General features: G+C 56.4%; 17 protein-coding genes. 10 read left to right on the forward strand and 7 right to left on the reverse strand.

Annotated elements, in window-relative coordinates:
* The first annotated feature begins 1 nt into the window (after nt 1).
* From J4685_RS08335 to hypF, 9 genes are all read left to right on the forward strand, one after another.
* Entirely contained in the window at nt 2-925 is a 924-nt protein-coding gene (locus J4685_RS08335; RefSeq protein ID WP_000110563.1) for a respiratory chain complex I subunit 1 family protein, read from the forward strand.
* A 17-nt stretch (nt 926-942) separates the two neighbouring features.
* Nucleotides 943-2,652, forward strand: a complete 1,710-nt coding sequence (gene hycE, locus J4685_RS08340) for a formate hydrogenlyase subunit HycE (RefSeq protein ID WP_001288151.1) — start codon at nt 943-945, stop codon at nt 2,650-2,652.
* A 9-nt stretch (nt 2,653-2,661) separates the two neighbouring features.
* On the forward strand, nt 2,662-3,204 hold the full coding sequence (gene hycF, locus J4685_RS08345) for a formate hydrogenlyase subunit HycF (protein WP_000493774.1): 543 nt from the start codon (nt 2,662-2,664) through the stop codon (nt 3,202-3,204).
* Complete coding sequence (gene hycG, locus J4685_RS08350; protein ID WP_000067420.1) at nt 3,204-3,971, forward strand: formate hydrogenlyase subunit HycG; 768 nt, start codon at nt 3,204-3,206, stop codon at nt 3,969-3,971. The genes hycF and hycG overlap by 1 nt, the downstream gene beginning before the upstream one ends.
* Nucleotides 3,968-4,378, forward strand: a complete 411-nt coding sequence (locus J4685_RS08355; protein WP_000003725.1) for a formate hydrogenlyase maturation HycH family protein — start codon at nt 3,968-3,970, stop codon at nt 4,376-4,378. Before hycG ends, J4685_RS08355 begins: the two co-directional genes overlap by 4 nt.
* Complete coding sequence (hycI, locus tag J4685_RS08360) at nt 4,371-4,841, forward strand: hydrogenase maturation peptidase HycI (protein WP_000132984.1); 471 nt, start codon at nt 4,371-4,373, stop codon at nt 4,839-4,841. The genes J4685_RS08355 and hycI overlap by 8 nt, the downstream gene beginning before the upstream one ends.
* A 26-nt stretch (nt 4,842-4,867) precedes the next feature.
* Nucleotides 4,868-5,677 (forward strand): hypothetical protein, encoded by an 810-nt coding sequence (locus J4685_RS08365; protein ID WP_000902284.1) that lies wholly within the window; start codon nt 4,868-4,870, stop codon nt 5,675-5,677.
* A 200-nt stretch (nt 5,678-5,877) separates the two neighbouring features.
* Nucleotides 5,878-6,423 (forward strand): electron transport protein HydN, encoded by a 546-nt coding sequence (gene hydN / locus J4685_RS08370; protein WP_001078791.1) that lies wholly within the window; start codon nt 5,878-5,880, stop codon nt 6,421-6,423.
* A gap of 145 nt (nt 6,424-6,568) precedes the next feature.
* Complete coding sequence (hypF, locus tag J4685_RS08375; RefSeq protein ID WP_000963432.1) at nt 6,569-8,809, forward strand: carbamoyltransferase HypF; 2,241 nt, start codon at nt 6,569-6,571, stop codon at nt 8,807-8,809.
* A 96-nt stretch (nt 8,810-8,905) separates the two neighbouring features.
* Here the strand turns inward: hypF and norW are convergent, their stop codons facing one another.
* Both norW and norV read right to left on the reverse strand, forming a co-directional pair.
* A complete protein-coding gene (gene norW / locus J4685_RS08380; RefSeq protein WP_000086345.1) occupies nt 8,906-10,039 on the reverse strand; it encodes an NADH:flavorubredoxin reductase NorW in 1,134 nt (377 codons plus the stop codon).
* On the reverse strand, nt 10,036-11,475 hold the full coding sequence (gene norV, locus J4685_RS08385) for an anaerobic nitric oxide reductase flavorubredoxin (RefSeq protein ID WP_000026017.1): 1,440 nt from the start codon (nt 11,473-11,475) through the stop codon (nt 10,036-10,038). Before norV ends, norW begins: the two co-directional genes overlap by 4 nt.
* A 196-nt stretch (nt 11,476-11,671) precedes the next feature.
* On the opposite strand from norV, the gene norR reads away from it, so the two are divergent.
* Nucleotides 11,672-13,180 carry a nitric oxide reductase transcriptional regulator NorR gene (gene norR, locus J4685_RS08390; protein ID WP_000453379.1) on the forward strand — a complete coding sequence of 503 codons (1,509 nt, stop codon included), beginning with the start codon at nt 11,672-11,674 and terminating at the stop codon, nt 13,178-13,180.
* Here norR and gutQ read toward each other — a convergent pair.
* From gutQ to srlB, 5 genes are all read right to left on the reverse strand, one after another.
* The gene (gutQ, locus tag J4685_RS08395; protein WP_001278201.1) at nt 13,177-14,142 is read right to left on the reverse strand and encodes an arabinose-5-phosphate isomerase GutQ; all 966 of its coding nucleotides are present in this window, start codon (nt 14,140-14,142) and stop codon (nt 13,177-13,179) included. The two genes, norR and gutQ, sit on opposite strands and share 4 nt — an antisense overlap.
* Nucleotides 14,135-14,908: a glucitol operon DNA-binding transcriptional repressor SrlR gene (gene srlR / locus J4685_RS08400; RefSeq protein WP_000804536.1), complete on the reverse strand. Its 774-nt coding sequence runs from the start codon at nt 14,906-14,908 to the stop codon at nt 14,135-14,137. Before srlR ends, gutQ begins: the two co-directional genes overlap by 8 nt.
* Nucleotides 14,909-15,105: 197 nt before the next feature.
* Complete coding sequence (gene gutM / locus J4685_RS08405) at nt 15,106-15,465, reverse strand: transcriptional regulator GutM (protein WP_000255198.1); 360 nt, start codon at nt 15,463-15,465, stop codon at nt 15,106-15,108.
* A 76-nt stretch (nt 15,466-15,541) separates the two neighbouring features.
* Nucleotides 15,542-16,321, reverse strand: coding sequence for a sorbitol-6-phosphate dehydrogenase (gene srlD / locus J4685_RS08410; RefSeq protein WP_001077372.1), 780 nt, complete (start codon nt 16,319-16,321; stop codon nt 15,542-15,544).
* 11 nt (nt 16,322-16,332) lie between these two features.
* The gene (gene srlB / locus J4685_RS08415; RefSeq protein ID WP_000111553.1) at nt 16,333-16,695 is read right to left on the reverse strand and encodes a PTS glucitol/sorbitol transporter subunit IIA; all 363 of its coding nucleotides are present in this window, start codon (nt 16,693-16,695) and stop codon (nt 16,333-16,335) included.
* Nucleotides 16,696-16,705 lie beyond the last annotated feature (10 nt).

The following is a 16,705-nucleotide window of genomic DNA, read 5'->3' on the forward strand; positions in this document are numbered from 1 at the left end:
AATGAGTGTGTTTTATCCGTTAATTCAGGCGCTGGTGCTATTTGCCGTTGCGCCATTGCTGTCCGGTATTACTCGCGTGGCGCGCGCCCGTCTACACAATCGCCGTGGGCCGGGCGTGTTGCAGGAGTACCGCGACATTATCAAACTGCTCGGTCGTCAGAGTATTGCGCCCGCTGATTCCGGCTGGGTTTTTCGCCTGACGCCGTTTGTGATGGTCGGCGTGATGCTGACTATCGCCACCGCGCTGCCGGTCGTCACCGTTGGATCTCCGTTGCCGCAACTGGGTGATTTAATCACCCTGATTTATCTGTTCGCGATTGCGCGCTTCTTCTTCTCTATTGCAGGCCTGGATACCGGCAGTCCGTTCACTGCGATCGGCGCCAGCCGTGAAGCGATGCTCGGCGTGCTGGTGGAGCCGATTCTGCTGCTGGGTCTGTGGGTAGCCGCGCAGGTGGCGGGTTCAACTCATATCAGCAATATCGCCGATACCATTTATCACTGGCCTGTCGCGCGCAGTATTCCGCTGATTCTGGCGCTGTGCGCCTGCGCCTTCGCCACCTTTATCGAAATGGGCAAGCTGCCGTTCGACCTGGCGGAAGCGGAGCAGGAGTTGCAGGAAGGGCCGTTGACCGAATACAGCGGTAGCGGCTTTGCGGTGCTGAAATGGGGCATCAGCCTGAAACAACTGGTGGTGCTGCAAATGTTCGTCGGCGTGTTTTTGCCGTGGGGACAGATGGAAACCTTCAGCGCAGGCGGACTGTTACTGGCGCTGGTGATTGCCGTCGTCAAGCTGATTGTCGGCGTACTGGTGATCGCCCTGTTTGAAAACAGCATGGCGCGACTGCGTTTTTGCGCCACTTCACGCGTGACCTGGGCCGGTTTTGGGTTTGCGTTTTTAGCCTTCGTCTCCTTGCTGGCGGCGTGATTTAAGAGAGTTTGAGCATGTCTGAAGAAAAATTAGGTCAACAATACCTTGCGGCGCTGCACCAGGCGTTTCCGGGCGTCGTGCTGGACGAAGCCTGGCAGACCAAAGATCAGCTGACTATTACGGTAAAAGTGAACTATCTGCCGGAAGCGGTGGAGTTTCTTTACTACCAGCAGGGTGGGTGGCTGTCGGTGCTGTTCGGTAATGACGAACGCCAGTTGTGCGGCCACTATGCCGTTTATTACGTGCTGTCGATGGAGCAGGGCACGAAGTGCTGGATTACCGTCCGCGTTGAAGTGGATGCCAATAAGCTGGAATTCCCATCCGTTACGCCGCGCGTGCCGGCTGCCGTGTGGGGTGAGCGCGAAGTACGCGACATGTACGGTTTAATCCCGGTCGGTCTGCCGGACGAGCGCCGTCTGGTGCTGCCGGACGACTGGCCGGATGAACTCTATCCGCTGCGTAAAGACAGCATGGATTATCGTCAGCGCCCGGCGCCGACCACCGATGCGGAAACCTACGAGTTCATTAACGAGCTGGGTGACAAGAAAAATAACGTGGTGCCGATTGGCCCGCTGCATGTCACTTCCGATGAACCGGGCCACTTCCGTCTGTTCGTCGATGGCGAAAACATTATCGACGCCGACTACCGCCTGTTCTACGTCCACCGTGGTATGGAAAAACTGGCGGAAACCCGCATGGGTTATAACGAAGTCACCTTCCTGTCGGATCGCGTGTGTGGTATCTGCGGCTTCGCGCACAGCACTGCCTACACCACTTCCGTGGAAAACGCGATGGGCATTCAGGTGCCGGAGCGTGCGCAGATGATCCGCGCCATTCTGCTGGAAGTGGAGCGTCTGCACTCGCACCTGCTAAACCTCGGCCTCGCCTGCCACTTTACCGGCTTTGACTCCGGCTTTATGCAGTTCTTCCGCGTGCGTGAAACCTCCATGAAAATGGCAGAGATCCTGACCGGGGCGCGCAAAACTTACGGTCTGAACCTGATCGGCGGGATTCGCCGCGATCTGCTCAAAGAGGACATGATCCAGACCCGTCAACTGGCGCAGCAGATGCGTCGTGACGTGCAGGAGCTGGTGGACATGCTGCTGAGCACGCCGAATATGGAACAGCGTACCGTGGGTATCGGCCGTCTGGACCCGGAAATTGCCCGCGACTTCAGTAATGTCGGCCCGATGGTGCGCGCCAGCGGTCACGCCCGCGACACCCGCGCCGACCACCCGTTTGTCGGCTACGGTCTGCTGCCGATGGAAGTACATAGCGAGCAGGGTTGCGACGTGATTTCTCGTCTGAAAGTCCGTATCAACGAAGTCTACACCTCGCTGAATATGATCGATTTCGGTCTGGATAATCTGCCGGGCGGCCCGCTGATGGTGGAAGGATTCACCTATATTCCGCACCGTTTTGCGCTCGGCTTCGCTGAAGCGCCGCGTGGTGACGATATCCACTGGAGCATGACCGGCGACAACCAGAAGCTGTACCGCTGGCGCTGCCGTGCCGCGACTTACGCCAACTGGCCGACGCTGCGCTATATGCTGCGCGGCAACACCGTCTCCGACGCGCCGCTGATTATCGGCAGCCTCGACCCGTGCTACTCCTGTACCGACCGGATGACGGTGGTCGATGTGCGTAAGAAGAAGAGCAAAGTCGTGCCGTACAAAGAACTTGAGCGCTATAGCATTGAGCGTAAAAACTCGCCGCTGAAATAAGGAATCGCCATGTTTACCTTTATCAAAAAAGTTATCAAAACCGGCACGGCGACCTCGTCTTATCCGCTGGAGCCGATTGCGGTTGATAAAAACTTCCGCGGCAAGCCGGAACATAATCCGCAGCAGTGCATCGGCTGCGCCGCCTGCGTTAATGCCTGCCCGTCGAACGCGCTGACGGTGGAAACCTTACTGGCAACCAATGAGCTGGCGTGGCAGTTCAACCTTGGCCGCTGCATCTTCTGCGGTCGCTGCGAAGAGGTGTGCCCGACGGCGGCGATCAAACTGTCGCAAGAGTACGAACTGGCAGTGTGGAAGAAAGAAGATTTCCTGCAACAGTCCCGCTTCGCGCTGTGCAACTGCCGCGTGTGCAATCGTCCTTTCGTGGTACAGAAAGAGATCGACTACGCCATTGCGCTGCTTGCGCACAACGGCGACAGCCGCGCGGAAAACCACCGCGAAAGCTTTGAGACCTGCCCGGACTGTAAGCGTCAGAAATGCCTGGTGCCGTCCGACCGTATTGAACTGACTCGCCATATGAAAGAGGTCAGCTAATGAGCAATTTATTAGGCCCGCGTGACGCCAACGGCATTCCGGTACCGATGACGGTGGATGAATCCATCGCCAGCATGAAGGCGTCTTTACTGAAAAATATTAAGCGTTCGGCATACGTTTACCGCGTGGACTGCGGCGGCTGTAACGGCTGTGAAATCGAAATCTTTGCGACGCTTTCGCCGCTGTTTGATGCCGAGCGTTTCGGCATCAAAGTAGTACCGTCGCCGCGTCATGCCGATATTCTGCTGTTTACCGGCGCGGTGACCCGCGCCATGCGCTCTCCGGCGCTGCGCGCCTGGCAGTCGGCACCGGACCCGAAAATCTGTATCTCTTACGGCGCCTGCGGCAACAGCGGCGGCATCTTCCATGATCTGTACTGCGTCTGGGGCGGTACCGACAAAATCGTCCCGGTGGATGTGTATATTCCAGGCTGCCCGCCAACGCCTGCCGCCACGCTGTACGGATTTGCGATGGCGCTTGGCCTGCTGGAGCAGAAAATCCACGCCCGCGCGCCGGGTGAGCTGGACGATCAGCCCGCAGAGATCCTGCATCCGGATATGGTGCAGCCGCTGCGCGTGAAGGTGGATCGCGCGGCGCGCCGGCTGGCGGGTTATCGCTATGGTCGTCAGATCGCCGATGATTACCTGACACAGTTGGGGCAGGGCGAGCAGCAAGTGGCGCGTTGGCTGGAAGTGGAAAACGATCCGCGTTTAACCGAAATTGTCACCCATCTCAATCATGTTGTTGAAGAGGCGCGTATCCGATGAGCGAACAGGTGGTGTTCAGTCAACTGAGCCGTAAGTTTATTGATGAGAACGATGCGACGCCTGCCGAGGCGCAGCAGGTTGTCTATTACAGCCTGGCGATTGGTCACCACCTGGGGGTTATCGATTGTCTGGAGGCCGCGCTCACCTGCCCATGGGATGAGTATCTGGCGTGGATCGCCACCCTGGAAGCCGGTAGCGATGCCCGGCGTAAAATGGAAGGCGTGCCGAAGTATGGCGAGATCGTCATCGATTTCAACCATGTGCAAATGCTGGCGCGCGCGTTTGATGAGGCGCGCGCCGCGCAGACCCCGCAGCAGCAAGAATGGAGCAAACTGATGCTCAGTATGCTGCATGACATTCATCAGGAAAGCGCCATCTACCTGATGGTGAGGAGGCTTCGTGACTGACGTTTTACTCTGTGTCGGCAACAGCATGATGGGCGACGACGGCGCAGGCCCGTTACTGGCGGAAATGTGCGCGGCGCAGCCGAAGGGGAATTGGGTGGTGATTGATGGCGGCAGCGCGCCGGAAAACGACATTGTGGCGATTCGCGAACTGCGCCCGCAGCGTCTGTTGATTGTCGACGCCACCGACATGGGGCTTAATCCGGGCGAGATCCGCATTATCGATCCGGATGATATCGCCGAAATGTTTATGATGACCACCCACAATATGCCGCTCAACTACCTTATCGATCAGCTGAAAGAGGATGTCGGCGAGGTGATTTTTGTTGGTATCCAGCCGGATATCGTCGGGTTTTATTATCCGATGACTCAACCGATTAAGGACGCGGTAAACATCGTCTATCAGCGCCTGGAAGGCTGGCAGGGAAACGGCGGATTTGCCGCGCTGGAAGCGCCGGAGGCGTAAAATGCGCACATATTTAAGGAGAATTTGTGTTACACGGCAAAGGTTGTAAGAAGGACGTGAAGATTATCGTATGGAGCGGACTGCTATTTCTCTGCCTCGCCGCACGCGCACTGGCCACCGGTGTTGTCGGTTACCTGCCGATGAGCGACGGTGGATATGCGCAAAAGCGTGCGCTAAAGTCTCTGTTGACCCTGCCTTATTCTGTATCGCCCGACCAGACCTGGCATTTTCGCCAGGTCGGAGTCAGTGGCGTGACGCTACTGCCGGAGCCGAAAAAAGATAACGAATGGCGGATTAGCGGAAAAGACAGAGCCGGTAATTCGTGGGTTGTCCCGGTGGGAAGGCTGATTAATTTGGCGGGTAATGCGCAATTTTATCGCGCTGACCTCGATCGTAACGGCATTCAGGATCTGGTTATCTGGTTGGGCAATCCTGGGTTGGGCCTGGCGCCGAGCGCGCAATACATCATTTTCACCTTTCTCAAGAATGGCCGCCCCTGCGTCTTTGAACCGTGGGGGTTTTATACCGCCACCGATACTGGCGTCGATGATTTGCTTGATTTACAGGGCAATGGGCGCACGCAACTGTTGGATATGCAGTTTGACTCAGGCTACTGGATAACCAATTTATATCAGGTGAAGGACGCCCGCTGGCAGCGCGTACACGGCTGGTTTGGCCGGTTGAGTTATCCGGCGCTGACCCGCTTTAATCACTATCCTGGCCGTAAATTAATTATCAAACCTATTGCCGGAAGGAATCCGCAAACGGACGATCTTTCCCTTACGCGGCGCTGTTTAATACGCGGTAACGTATTGCCAGGCGTTAATCAGGATTGATGCCAGTTTCGGTGCAGAGTTGGCTGGCTATCACTGCAAATCTTGACCACCACTGGCGACATTACGTGTCATCGACACTTGTGACGATGACACGTAAATGCTCACGAAAATAGAAATAATATTCTTAAATAACAATGAAATAAAAATTGGCACGATTCGTGTATATATCGGCACATCATCTGTTATTGCTGGAGAATTTGATGAACCGTTTCATCATTGCAGACGCGAGTAAGTGCATTGGTTGCCGTACCTGTGAAGTGGCTTGCGTCGTATCCCATCAGGAAAATCAGGATTGCGCATCGCTAACCCCTGAAACCTTTTTACCTCGTATCCATGTCATCAAAGGCGTGAATGTTTCCACGGCAACGCTGTGTCGCCAGTGTGAAGACGCGCCGTGCGCCAACGTTTGCCCGAATGGCGCCATCAGCCGTGACAAAGGCTTTGTTCATGTGATGCAGGAACGCTGCATTGGCTGTAAAACTTGCGTAGTGGCATGTCCTTACGGCGCCATGGAAGTGGTGGTACGTCCGGTGGTTCGCAATAGCGGCGCGGGGCTGAACGTGCGTGCCGAAAAAGCCGAAGCCAACAAGTGCGATCTGTGTCACCACCGTGAAGCCGGTCCGGCCTGTATGGCCGCTTGCCCAACGCACGCCCTCATCTGCGTGGACCGCAATAAGCTCGAACAGCTGAGCGCGGAAAAACGCCGTCGTGCGGCGCTGGATTCAACGGCATCGCTGCTTTTCTGATTTCAGCGATTGCGCGTAGAATACGCCACAAAGCATTGCCGGATGGCGGCATCAATGCCTTATCCGGTCTACGGTCCGTGCGGTTGTAGGCCTGATAAGCGTCGCGCCATCAGGCATCCGGGTTCGATGATGGCGGGAAAATAAGATGGCGATAGACACACCTTCCGGCGTACAGCTACGCATTCGGGGCAAAGTACAGGGCGTCGGTTTTCGTCCTTTTGTCTGGCAGCTGGCGCAGCAGTTGCGATTACACGGCGACGTGTGTAATGACGGCGACGGCGTCGTCGTTCGGCTGCTGGAAGAACCGTCGCAATTTATTGCCGCGCTCTATCAGGATTGCCCGCCGCTGGCGCGCATTGACAGCGTTGAACACGCGTCGTTGGTATGGGAGCGGGCGCCGACGGATTTCGCTATTCGTCAGAGCGCAGGCGGTTCGATGAACACGCAAATCGTGCCGGATGCGGCGACCTGCCCGGCATGTCTTGCCGAGATGAATACCCCAGGCGAGCGGCGCTACCGTTATCCTTTCATCAATTGCACCCACTGTGGACCACGCTTCACCATTATTCGCGCTATGCCCTATGACCGGCCATTTACGGTGATGGCGGCGTTTCCCTTGTGTCCGGAATGCGACAGCGAATACCGCGATCCGTACGATCGCCGTTTTCATGCCCAGCCCGTTGCCTGTCCGTCATGCGGGCCGCATCTTGAGTGGCGGAGCCAACATGAGCGAGCGGAAAAAGAGGCGGCTTTGCAGGCGGCGGTCGCCCAACTGAACGCCGGAGGCATTATTGCCGTTAAAGGGCTGGGTGGTTTTCATCTGGCCTGCGATGCGCGCAATGATAACGCAGTGGCGATGCTGCGGGCGCGTAAACATCGCCCGGCGAAACCATTGGCGGTGATGTTGCCCACGGCGCAAACGCTGCCGACCGCGGCGCGTTCGCTGCTGACCACGCCAGCGGCCCCGATTGTACTGGTGGATAAGCAGTATGTACCTTCGCTGAGTGAGGGCATCGCGCCAGGACTTACGGAAGTGGGCGTGATGCTGCCAGCCAACCCATTGCAGCATCTCTTGTTGCAGGCGCTCGATTACCCGCTGGTGATGACATCCGGCAACCTGAGCGGCAAACCGCCCGCCATCACCAACGAACAGGCGCTGGACGATTTACACGATATTGCCGATGGTTTTCTGTTGCACAATCGCGACATTGTACAGCGCATGGACGACTCTGTCGTGCGCGACAGCGGCGAAATGCTGCGTCGTTCGCGGGGATACGTGCCGGACGCGATTGCGTTGCCGCCCGGATTTCGCGATGTGCCGCCGATACTTTGTCTGGGCGCGGATCTGAAAAATACGTTCTGTCTGGTACGCGGCGAACAGGCGGTTGTCAGCCAACATTTGGGCGATCTCAGCGATGACGGTATCCAGGCGCAGTGGCGCGAGGCATTGCGCCTGATCCAGTCAATCTACGATTTTACCCCAGAGCGTATCGTCTGTGATGCGCATCCGGGCTATGTTTCTAGTCAGTGGGCCAGTGAGATGCGTCTGCCGACAGAGACGGTGTTACACCATCATGCCCATGCGGCGGCTTGCCTGGCCGAGCATGGTTGGCCGCTGGACGGCGGAGAGGTGATTGCCCTGACGGTAGACGGTATCGGCATGGGTGAGAATGGCGCGCTATGGGGCGGAGAATGTTTGCGGGTCAATTATCGCGAATGCGAACATTTAGGCGGTTTACCCGCCGTGGCGCTGCCGGGAGGCGATCTGGCTGCCAAACAGCCGTGGCGTAATCTGTTAGCGCAGTGCCTGCGCTTTGTGCCGGACTGGCAGGATTACCCGGAGACGGCGGGGCTGCAACAACAAAACTGGAGTGTCCTGGCGCGCGCCATTGAGCGCGGCGTCAATGCCCCGTTGGCCTCTTCCTGCGGGCGGTTGTTTGACGCGGTGGCTGCCGCGCTTCGCTGCGCGCCAGCATCGCTTAGCTATGAGGGCGAGGCCGCCTGCGCGCTGGAGGCGCTGGCCTCTCAATGCGCTAACGTTGAGCATCCGGTAACGATGCCGCTTAACGGCGCTCAACTGGACGTCGCTGTTTTCTGGCGGCAATGGTTGAACTGGCAGGCCACGCCCGCGCAACGCGCCTGGGCTTTTCATGATGCGCTGGCGTGCGGGTTTGCCACGCTAATGCGCCAACAGGCTACGGCGCGGGGGATAACCACTCTGGTCTTCAGCGGCGGGGTGATACACAACTGCTTACTGCGCGCGCGTCTTGCCTTTTATCTTTCTGATTTTAAATTGTTATTTCCGCAGCGGTTACCGGCGGGCGACGGCGGACTGTCGTTTGGACAGGGCGTGATTGCTGCAGCGCGAGCATTAAGGGAAGTATAGGGCACCGGATGGCGGCTGCGCCTTATCCGGCGCGTAAACAGATGCTCACTCGTAGGCCGGATAAGACGCGAAGCGGCGCCATCCGGCATCACAGGCTTATACGGACAACGTTTTCAGCAGTGCAAAGGCCTCTTTCATGCGGTCTTCACTCACCACAAAGGCGCGTAGCTGGCCTTCTCCACTCATGCCTTTGGCAATCATACCGTCAGATTCTGCGGTAATCTGCCAGCTTAAATCGCGGCGCTGAGTTTCTCCCGCCAGATGCAGCGGCAGTTCCGGCGTTTTGACTTTGACCAGCATCGCCGGTAGCTTCAGCGGCGCGTTGCCGCCGAGCAGATTTTTCGCCAGGTACATCGCGCTTAACTGGATCGGTTGCAGGAAGGGCAGCACCTGACCATTGATTTCCGCGCAATCGCCGATCGCATAAATATCCGGGTGACTGGTCTGTAGATAGCTATCCACGCAGACGCCGCGGTTGACGACTACCCCGGCGCGGCGCGCCAGAGCGGTTTCCGGGCGTAAGCCGGTGGCGGCAATCACCGCATCGACCTCAATACTACGCTGGCTTGCCAGTGTAGCGCGGATACCGGCTTCGATTTTCTCCAGTTTTTGCAACTGCGATTTCAGCAGCAGATGCACCCCCATATCGGTCAGGTGATGCTGTAAGCGACTGCTCACTTCCGGTGGCATCAGTGAGGCGAGAAGGCTGGCGGCGTTATCCATCAGCGTTACCGTTTTCCCGGCGCGGCAGAAATCCATCGCTAATTCACTGCCAATGAGACCGCCGCCGACAATCAGCACCCGCTGCGCGTCGCGCAGTGGTGTCTCACAGGCGCGGTACTCCTGCTGGTTATTCAAAGTAAGCATTAACTCACGTCCTGCAATCGGCGGCACAAAGGCTGCCGCCCCGGTCGCCAGTACCAGCTTGTCGTACTGCCACTGCTTATCCTGACTTTTCACCACATGGGCATCGGCATCAATGTCAGTAACCCAGGTATGCGGGAACAGTCGTAGATTAAACTGTTCAGCAAATTCCCCCGCTAACTGGCGGGTGAGATCATCGGCGCGCTGCGACTGGCTGATAACGTGGCTGAGATCGGGCTTGTTGTACTCATCCATGCTGTCCGCCGCAATCAGAGTTAACGGCACATGCGCATCTTGTTTACGGATATTTTTGACGAGCTGGCGGGCGGCGAAGCCCGACCCAATAATGATGATCCCCCGACTCATTTTGCCTCCGTCGCCAGTACGTCGAACACGTCTTTACCTAATGAACATTCCGGGCACAGGAAGTTATCCGGCACCTCGCTCCACGGCGTACCCGGCGCGACATCCTGCAACGGCTCGCCCAGCGCAGGGTCGTAAATCCACTGGCATACGCTGCATTGCATTTTAGGACCGAGGTCTGCGGCGGCGCAGGTTGTGATTTCTTCGGCTGGCGCGGTTTTCTGTGTGGTTTCCGGCAGCGGAGTAAGCGCCCACTGACGCGCGATGTCGCGACCATGCTGACGGCACAACTCCAGCGCATCCAGATCCGGACGCCATTTCGCTTTCAGACTCAGGGACATTTCAAAACCGGCATCCTGTAAGCGCGTGGACAGTCGATCCACCGCGCCGCCGCTCCAGCCATGAGAACCGAAGGCGCTGGCGCGTTTGTTGCGAAAGCGCAGGCCGGTCATCTCTTCCACCAGACCAGCGATTTTCGGCATCATCACGTTGTTCATGGTAGAAGTGCCGACCAGCACGCCTTTCGAACGGAAGACATTGGTCAGTATTTCATTTTTATCGCTGCGGGCGACGTTAAAGATTTTGACCGCCACGTTGGGGTCCACTTCATTGATACCCTGCGCGATGGCATCCGCCATCATGCGAGTATTGTTCGACATGGTGTCGTAGAAAATAGTGATACGATCTTCCTGATAGTCTGCCGTCCATTTCAGATACAGTTCCACGATTTGCGTTGGGTTGTCGCGCCATACCACGCCGTGTGAGGTGGCAATCATATCCACCGGCAGGTTGAAGCCGAGGATTTCGGTAATTTTTGGCGTTACCAGACGGCTGAACGGCGTCAGGATATTGGCGTAGTAGCGCTGGCATTGTTCAAACAGTTCGGTTTGGTCCACTTCATCATTGAACAGGCGCTCGTCGCAGTAGTGCTGACCAAAGGCGTCGTTGCTGAATAACACCGCGTCGCCGGTCATATAGGTCATCATGCTGTCCGGCCAGTGCAGCATCGGCGTTTCCACGAAGATCAACTGCTTGCCGTTGCCGATATCCAGCGTATCGCCGGTTTTCACCACCTTAAAATTCCATTCCGGGTGATGGTGATGGCCGTTGATAGAGTCAATGGCGTTGGCGGTACAGTAGATAGGCGTGTCCGGGATCTGCGCCATCAGTTCGGTCAGCGCGCCTGCATGGTCTTCTTCGGCATGGTTAATGATGATGTAGTCGATGTCCGCGAGGTCGATTTCACTGCGCAGATTTTGCACAAACTCACGGCTAAACTTATGATCGACGGTATCGATCAGCACATTCTTTTCTTCACGAATGAGATAGCTGTTATAGCTGCTGCCACGCAGCGTTTTGTATTCAGTGCCGTGAAAATCACGTACTTCCCAGTCGCGTTGGCCAACCCAATGAATATTATTTTTAACCAGAATAGACATAACCACCTCAATTCATTCAACGTTTGCAAAAAGTTGTTTTGCTTATTGCAGGTAGTGTGCCAACTTTACATCTTATTGATTTATATAAAATTATAATAATTTTGTATTTTTGGTATAGTCAAAAAGACTATAAATGATGCTGTCAATATGACACTATAGATTGTCAAAATGACAATGAGGTAACCATGAGTTTTCCGTGGAGGTATTGGCGGGCATCGCCATTGAGTTACAACGCGGCATTGGGCATCAGGATCGTTTTCAGCGGCTGATTACTACGCTGCGTCAGGTGCTGGCGTGCGACGCCTCGGCGCTGTTACGTTATGAATCACGACAATTTATTCCACTGGCGATTGATGGCCTGGCGCAGGACGTCCTCGGCAGACGTTTTACCCTGGAAGGGCATCCGCGCCTGGAAGCCATCGCCCGCGCGGGGGACGTGGTGCGTTTTCCGGCCGATAGCGATTTGCCCGATCCGTATGACGGGTTAATTCCCGGACAGGAAAGCCTGAAAGTCCACGCCTGTGTTGGTCTGCCGCTGTTTGCCGGACAGAACCTCATCGGTGCGCTGACCCTTGATGCTATGACGCCGGAGCAGTTCGAGGTATTTAGCGATGAAGAGCTACGGCTTGTCGCCGCGCTGGCCGCCGGGGCATTGAGTAATGCGCTGTTAATTGAACAACTGGAAAGCCAGAACATGCTGCCGGGGTCGTCAGGCGTGTTCGAACCGATAAAAGAGACGCACATGATCGGCCTGTCGCCGGCGATGACGCAGTTGAAAAAAGAGATCGAGATTGTGGCGGGCTCCGATCTTAACGTGCTGATCGGCGGTGAAACGGGGACCGGTAAAGAGCTGGTGGCGAAAGCTATTCACCAGGGCTCCCCCAGAGCGGTCAATCCGCTGGTCTATCTCAACTGCGCCGCGCTGCCGGAAAGCGTGGCGGAGAGCGAGTTGTTTGGTCATGTAAAAGGGGCTTTTACCGGGGCTATCAGTAATCGTAGCGGTAAGTTTGAAATGGCGGATAACGGTACGCTGTTTCTGGATGAGATTGGCGAACTGTCGCTGGCGCTACAGGCCAAGCTACTTCGCGTGTTGCAGTATGGCGATATTCAGCGCGTCGGCGACGATCGTAGCCTGCGCGTGGATGTGCGGGTGTTGGCGGCGACCAACCGTGACCTGCGTGAAGAGGTGCTGGCGGGGCGTTTTCGCGCCGACCTGTTCCATCGCCTGAGCGTTTTCCCGCTCTTTGTGCCGCCGCTGCGCGAGCGCGGCGATGATGTGGTGTTGCTGGCGGGCTATTTTTGCGAGCAGTGCCGACTGCGGCTGGGGCTGTCCCGCGTGGTACTGAGTCCCGGCGCGCGCCGCCATTTGCTCAACTATGGTTGGCCGGGCAACGTCCGGGAGCTGGAACATGCCATTCACCGTGCGGTTGTACTGGCGAGAGCGACCCGGGCAGGGGATGAGGTGGTACTGGAGGAGCAGCATTTTGCCTTGTCAGAGGACGTTTTACCCGCGCCGTCTGCGGAAAGCTTTCTGGCGCTGCCGGCCTGCCGCAATTTGCGCGAATCGACGGAGAACTTCCAGCGAGAGATGATTCGCCAGGCGCTGGCGCAAAATAATCACAACTGGGCGGCCAGTGCGCGGGCGCTGGAAACCGACGTCGCCAACCTGCATCGGCTGGCGAAGCGTCTGGGACTGAAGGATTAGATAATCCCCGCCTGGTAGAAATCCTGCAGGTTAATGGCGCCGGTGAGTTTGCCGTTTTCATCGACCACTGGCGCGGCGGTAATTTTGCGTTTCATCAGGAGCTCTTTGGCGTCAATGGCGCGGCTTTGCGCCTGGAGCGTAATACCGTTGGGCGTCATGGCTTCGCTTACTGGCGTGGTGAGCGCGCCGCCGCCTACCAGCCAGCGACGCAGGTCGCCGTCGGTAAAGACGCCTTTCACAACATGTTGCTCATCGCAAACCGCCACCAGCCCCAGCCCGGTACGGCTAAGTTCCAGCATGGCATCCATCACGCTGGTGGCGAGCATCACCTGCGGTATTGCATCGCCCTGGCGCATCAGGTGATGCACATTATTGAGCAAACGCGCGCCCAGTGCGCCAGCCGGATGCGAACGGGCGAAATCTTCTTCGTTAAAACCGCGCGCCTGCATGACCGCCATCGCCAGCGCATCGCCCATCATCAGCGTATTGACGGTACTGGATGTCGGCGCCAGATGCATCGGGCAGGCTTCACGCTCGACGGAAATATCCAGAACGGCTTTTGCCGCTCGCCCCAGCGGAGAGTGAAGTTTACCGGTCATCGCCAGCAGCGCGACGGATTTATCTTCCAGACGCGGGATGATGAGGTCGAGTTCTTTTGCGCCGCCGGAATAGGAGATAAATAACATCACGTCGCGGCTTTCAATCATCCCCAGATCGCCATGCAGTGCTTCCGCCGGATGAACAAAAAAAGCGGGAGTACCGGTACTGGCAAGCGTCGCGGCGATTTTTTTACCAATATGACCTGACTTGCCAATACCGGAAACGATCACTTTGCCTTCACAGTGAATAATGATATTGGCGGCGCGGACAAAATCATCGCCCAGACGCTCCGGCAGACGGCTGGCTTCCTGTAGCTCCAGCATTAAGGTCTGACGGCCCGCGTTTAGTAGTGCATCACTCATTGCTTTCTCCGGTTATGATTACTTCAATCCCTTTTGCTTCCAGCGCCTGACGAAATGCCGGATCGATCCCCGCGTCCGTGATCAGTTTGTCGACGGTTTCCAGACTGCACACCACATTGGGGCTTTTACGACCAAATTTTGAGGAGTCCGCCATCAGAATCACCTCGCGTGCTGCATTGCACATTGCGTTACTGACGGTGTAAACCTCATTGAACGTGGTCACACCGACATTCAGGTCAATACCGTCAGTTCCCATGAAAAGTTTATCAAAGCTGAATTGCTCAAAGGCGTTTTCCGCCAGTTGACCGTGAAACGACGCCGATTTTTTACGGAAGGTGCCGCCGGGCATCAGGATAGTTTGTTCGTTGTCCAGTTCCGATAGCGCGTTAACAATATGGAGGCTGTTGGTCATCACCGTGATGTTGCTAAAACGCGAAAGCAACGGCACCATCTGTAACACGGTACTTCCGGCGTCCAGAATAATGGAATCGCCATCATGGATATATTTCACAGCGGCTGCGGCTATCAGCGCTTTTTTGTGGGTGTTGATAAGCGTTTTGTGATCAATAGGCGGATCGGACTCTTCTTTATTCAACACCACGCCGCCATAGGTGCGGATGACGGTTCCGGCATTTTCCAGAATGACCAGATCTTTACGGATAGTGGTGCCTGTCGTGTCAAAGTACTGGGCCAGTTCTTCAACCGAGCATTTTCCCTGTTTTTGCAGGTGCTCCAGAATCGCGGCCTGACGCTGACGAGGTTTCATAGGCGTGATTACCCTGACTTATGTATTTACCCGTCATACTTCACGCTGCATGTGCGTTGGCTTTCCTCGCTTACCCCGGTCACGTACTGATGTACGCTCCTGGGATTCACTGCGTCGCCGCCTTCCTGCAACTCGAATTATTTAGGGTATTGGTTGCAAAATGATAATTTCGCAAGCTATACGCATTCACAACGAAATTACCCATGTTTCAGTTTAAGCGCCAATGATAGTGCATTCTGCGCGAGCGAATCATGGGGAAAGATCACATCAGGCTGTAATTCATGCAAATGTTTTCCTTGCATTGCGGCAATTTTAACCGGTCTGGCGAATACCGTAAGGCCTTTCATCAATAAAGTGTCCGTCACCCGCTGCTGTTCGTCCAGCGCCACGGCAACCACCACCCGGGGCTTAAAACGCCCGCCGGAGCGCCCGACGCCGACCCGCCCCTGTTGGCTAAGTTTATCGAAGGCCCGATTAAAGCGGGAAATCTGCCAGCCGCCCAGCGCCAGTTGCGCACACCAGGCGATAACGGCGACGGTAATCAGAGTGGAAACCATAATGTGCTCCTGTTGTTTTGCCTGATGGCGGCGTAACCGTCTTATCCGGCTTACGGCGCCATCCGGCAATTCACGGTCAGAACATCACTTGACCGCCGGTTACGTTGATCGACTGCCCGGTGCAATAAGACGCTTTCGGGCTGGCATAAAATAGCAGCATGTTCAGCACATCCTGATAATCACACCCGCGTTTGAGCGGTACCTTATCAATGTAATACTGCTCCACCTCGTCGGGCTTAATGCCCAGTTTAGTGGCGTATTGCGGCAGCAGTGACTGGAACATCGGCGATTTCAACAGGTTGCCGAGCATCAACGAGTGTACGGTAATGCCGTATTCCGCCAGATCCAGCGCCAGAGACTGGGTTAACCCCACGCCGCCGAATTTCGCCGCGCTGTAGCCGGAGTTGTGTTTACTGCCCACTTTGCCGGATTTAGAGTTAATCTGAATAATGCGCCCCTGAATGCCGTCGCGGATCATCAGGCGGGAAAACTCACGGGCGCAGAGGAAATAGCCCACCAGATTCACCTGTAGCGAGCGGTCAAAATCGCCCAACTGGAAATCGCTGATAAACGCCGCTTTGGCGATACCCGCGCTGTAAACCAGCAGATCGACGCGCCCGAAAATCTCGTCTACGCCGCGGGAAAGCGCCAGCACGCTCTGCTCGCTGGTGGCGTCGGCGCCAAAACCGTAGGCCATACCTTCGCCAAAATCGGCGTTAATTTCCTGGGCGACATTCGCGGCTTTATCGCTTTGAATATCAACGACCGCCACGCGGTATCCTTCTTCTGCAAGCCCACGGCAAAGGAATGCCCCCAGGGTCTGGCCTCCGCCAATGACAACGGCAACTTGATTCATGTTTTTTCTCCTTAAGCGACAAACGTCAAAATACAGCCCGGCGCGATATCGTCCGGTACAGGCCCCGCAACGTGTACGGTGCCGGGAAATTCCGCTTCACGCAGACCATCGAAGCGCAAAGTGATATGCCCCAGTTCACGCAGGTTTTGCTCGGCTACGCTGCCGACCGCCGTGACCGGATAGCAATGTTGGCCCAATTCACACCGCGCGCCAGGCTGCAGCGCGCCGGTCAGTTCGCCATGACAATGGATGAAGCAAAATTCTTCGATATCCGCCGGCGCGCCTTCCCGAAACGTAATCAGCATCTGTTCGCCGAGCGCCTCCTTCGCGCTCTGGCCGATACGGGTGATGGTGGTTTGATAAATCACGCTCATGTCTGAACCT

The sequence above is a fragment of the Salmonella sp. 32100201201700099SM genome (assembly GCF_017572645.1).
Taxonomy (GTDB): domain Bacteria; phylum Pseudomonadota; class Gammaproteobacteria; order Enterobacterales; family Enterobacteriaceae; genus Salmonella; species Salmonella enterica.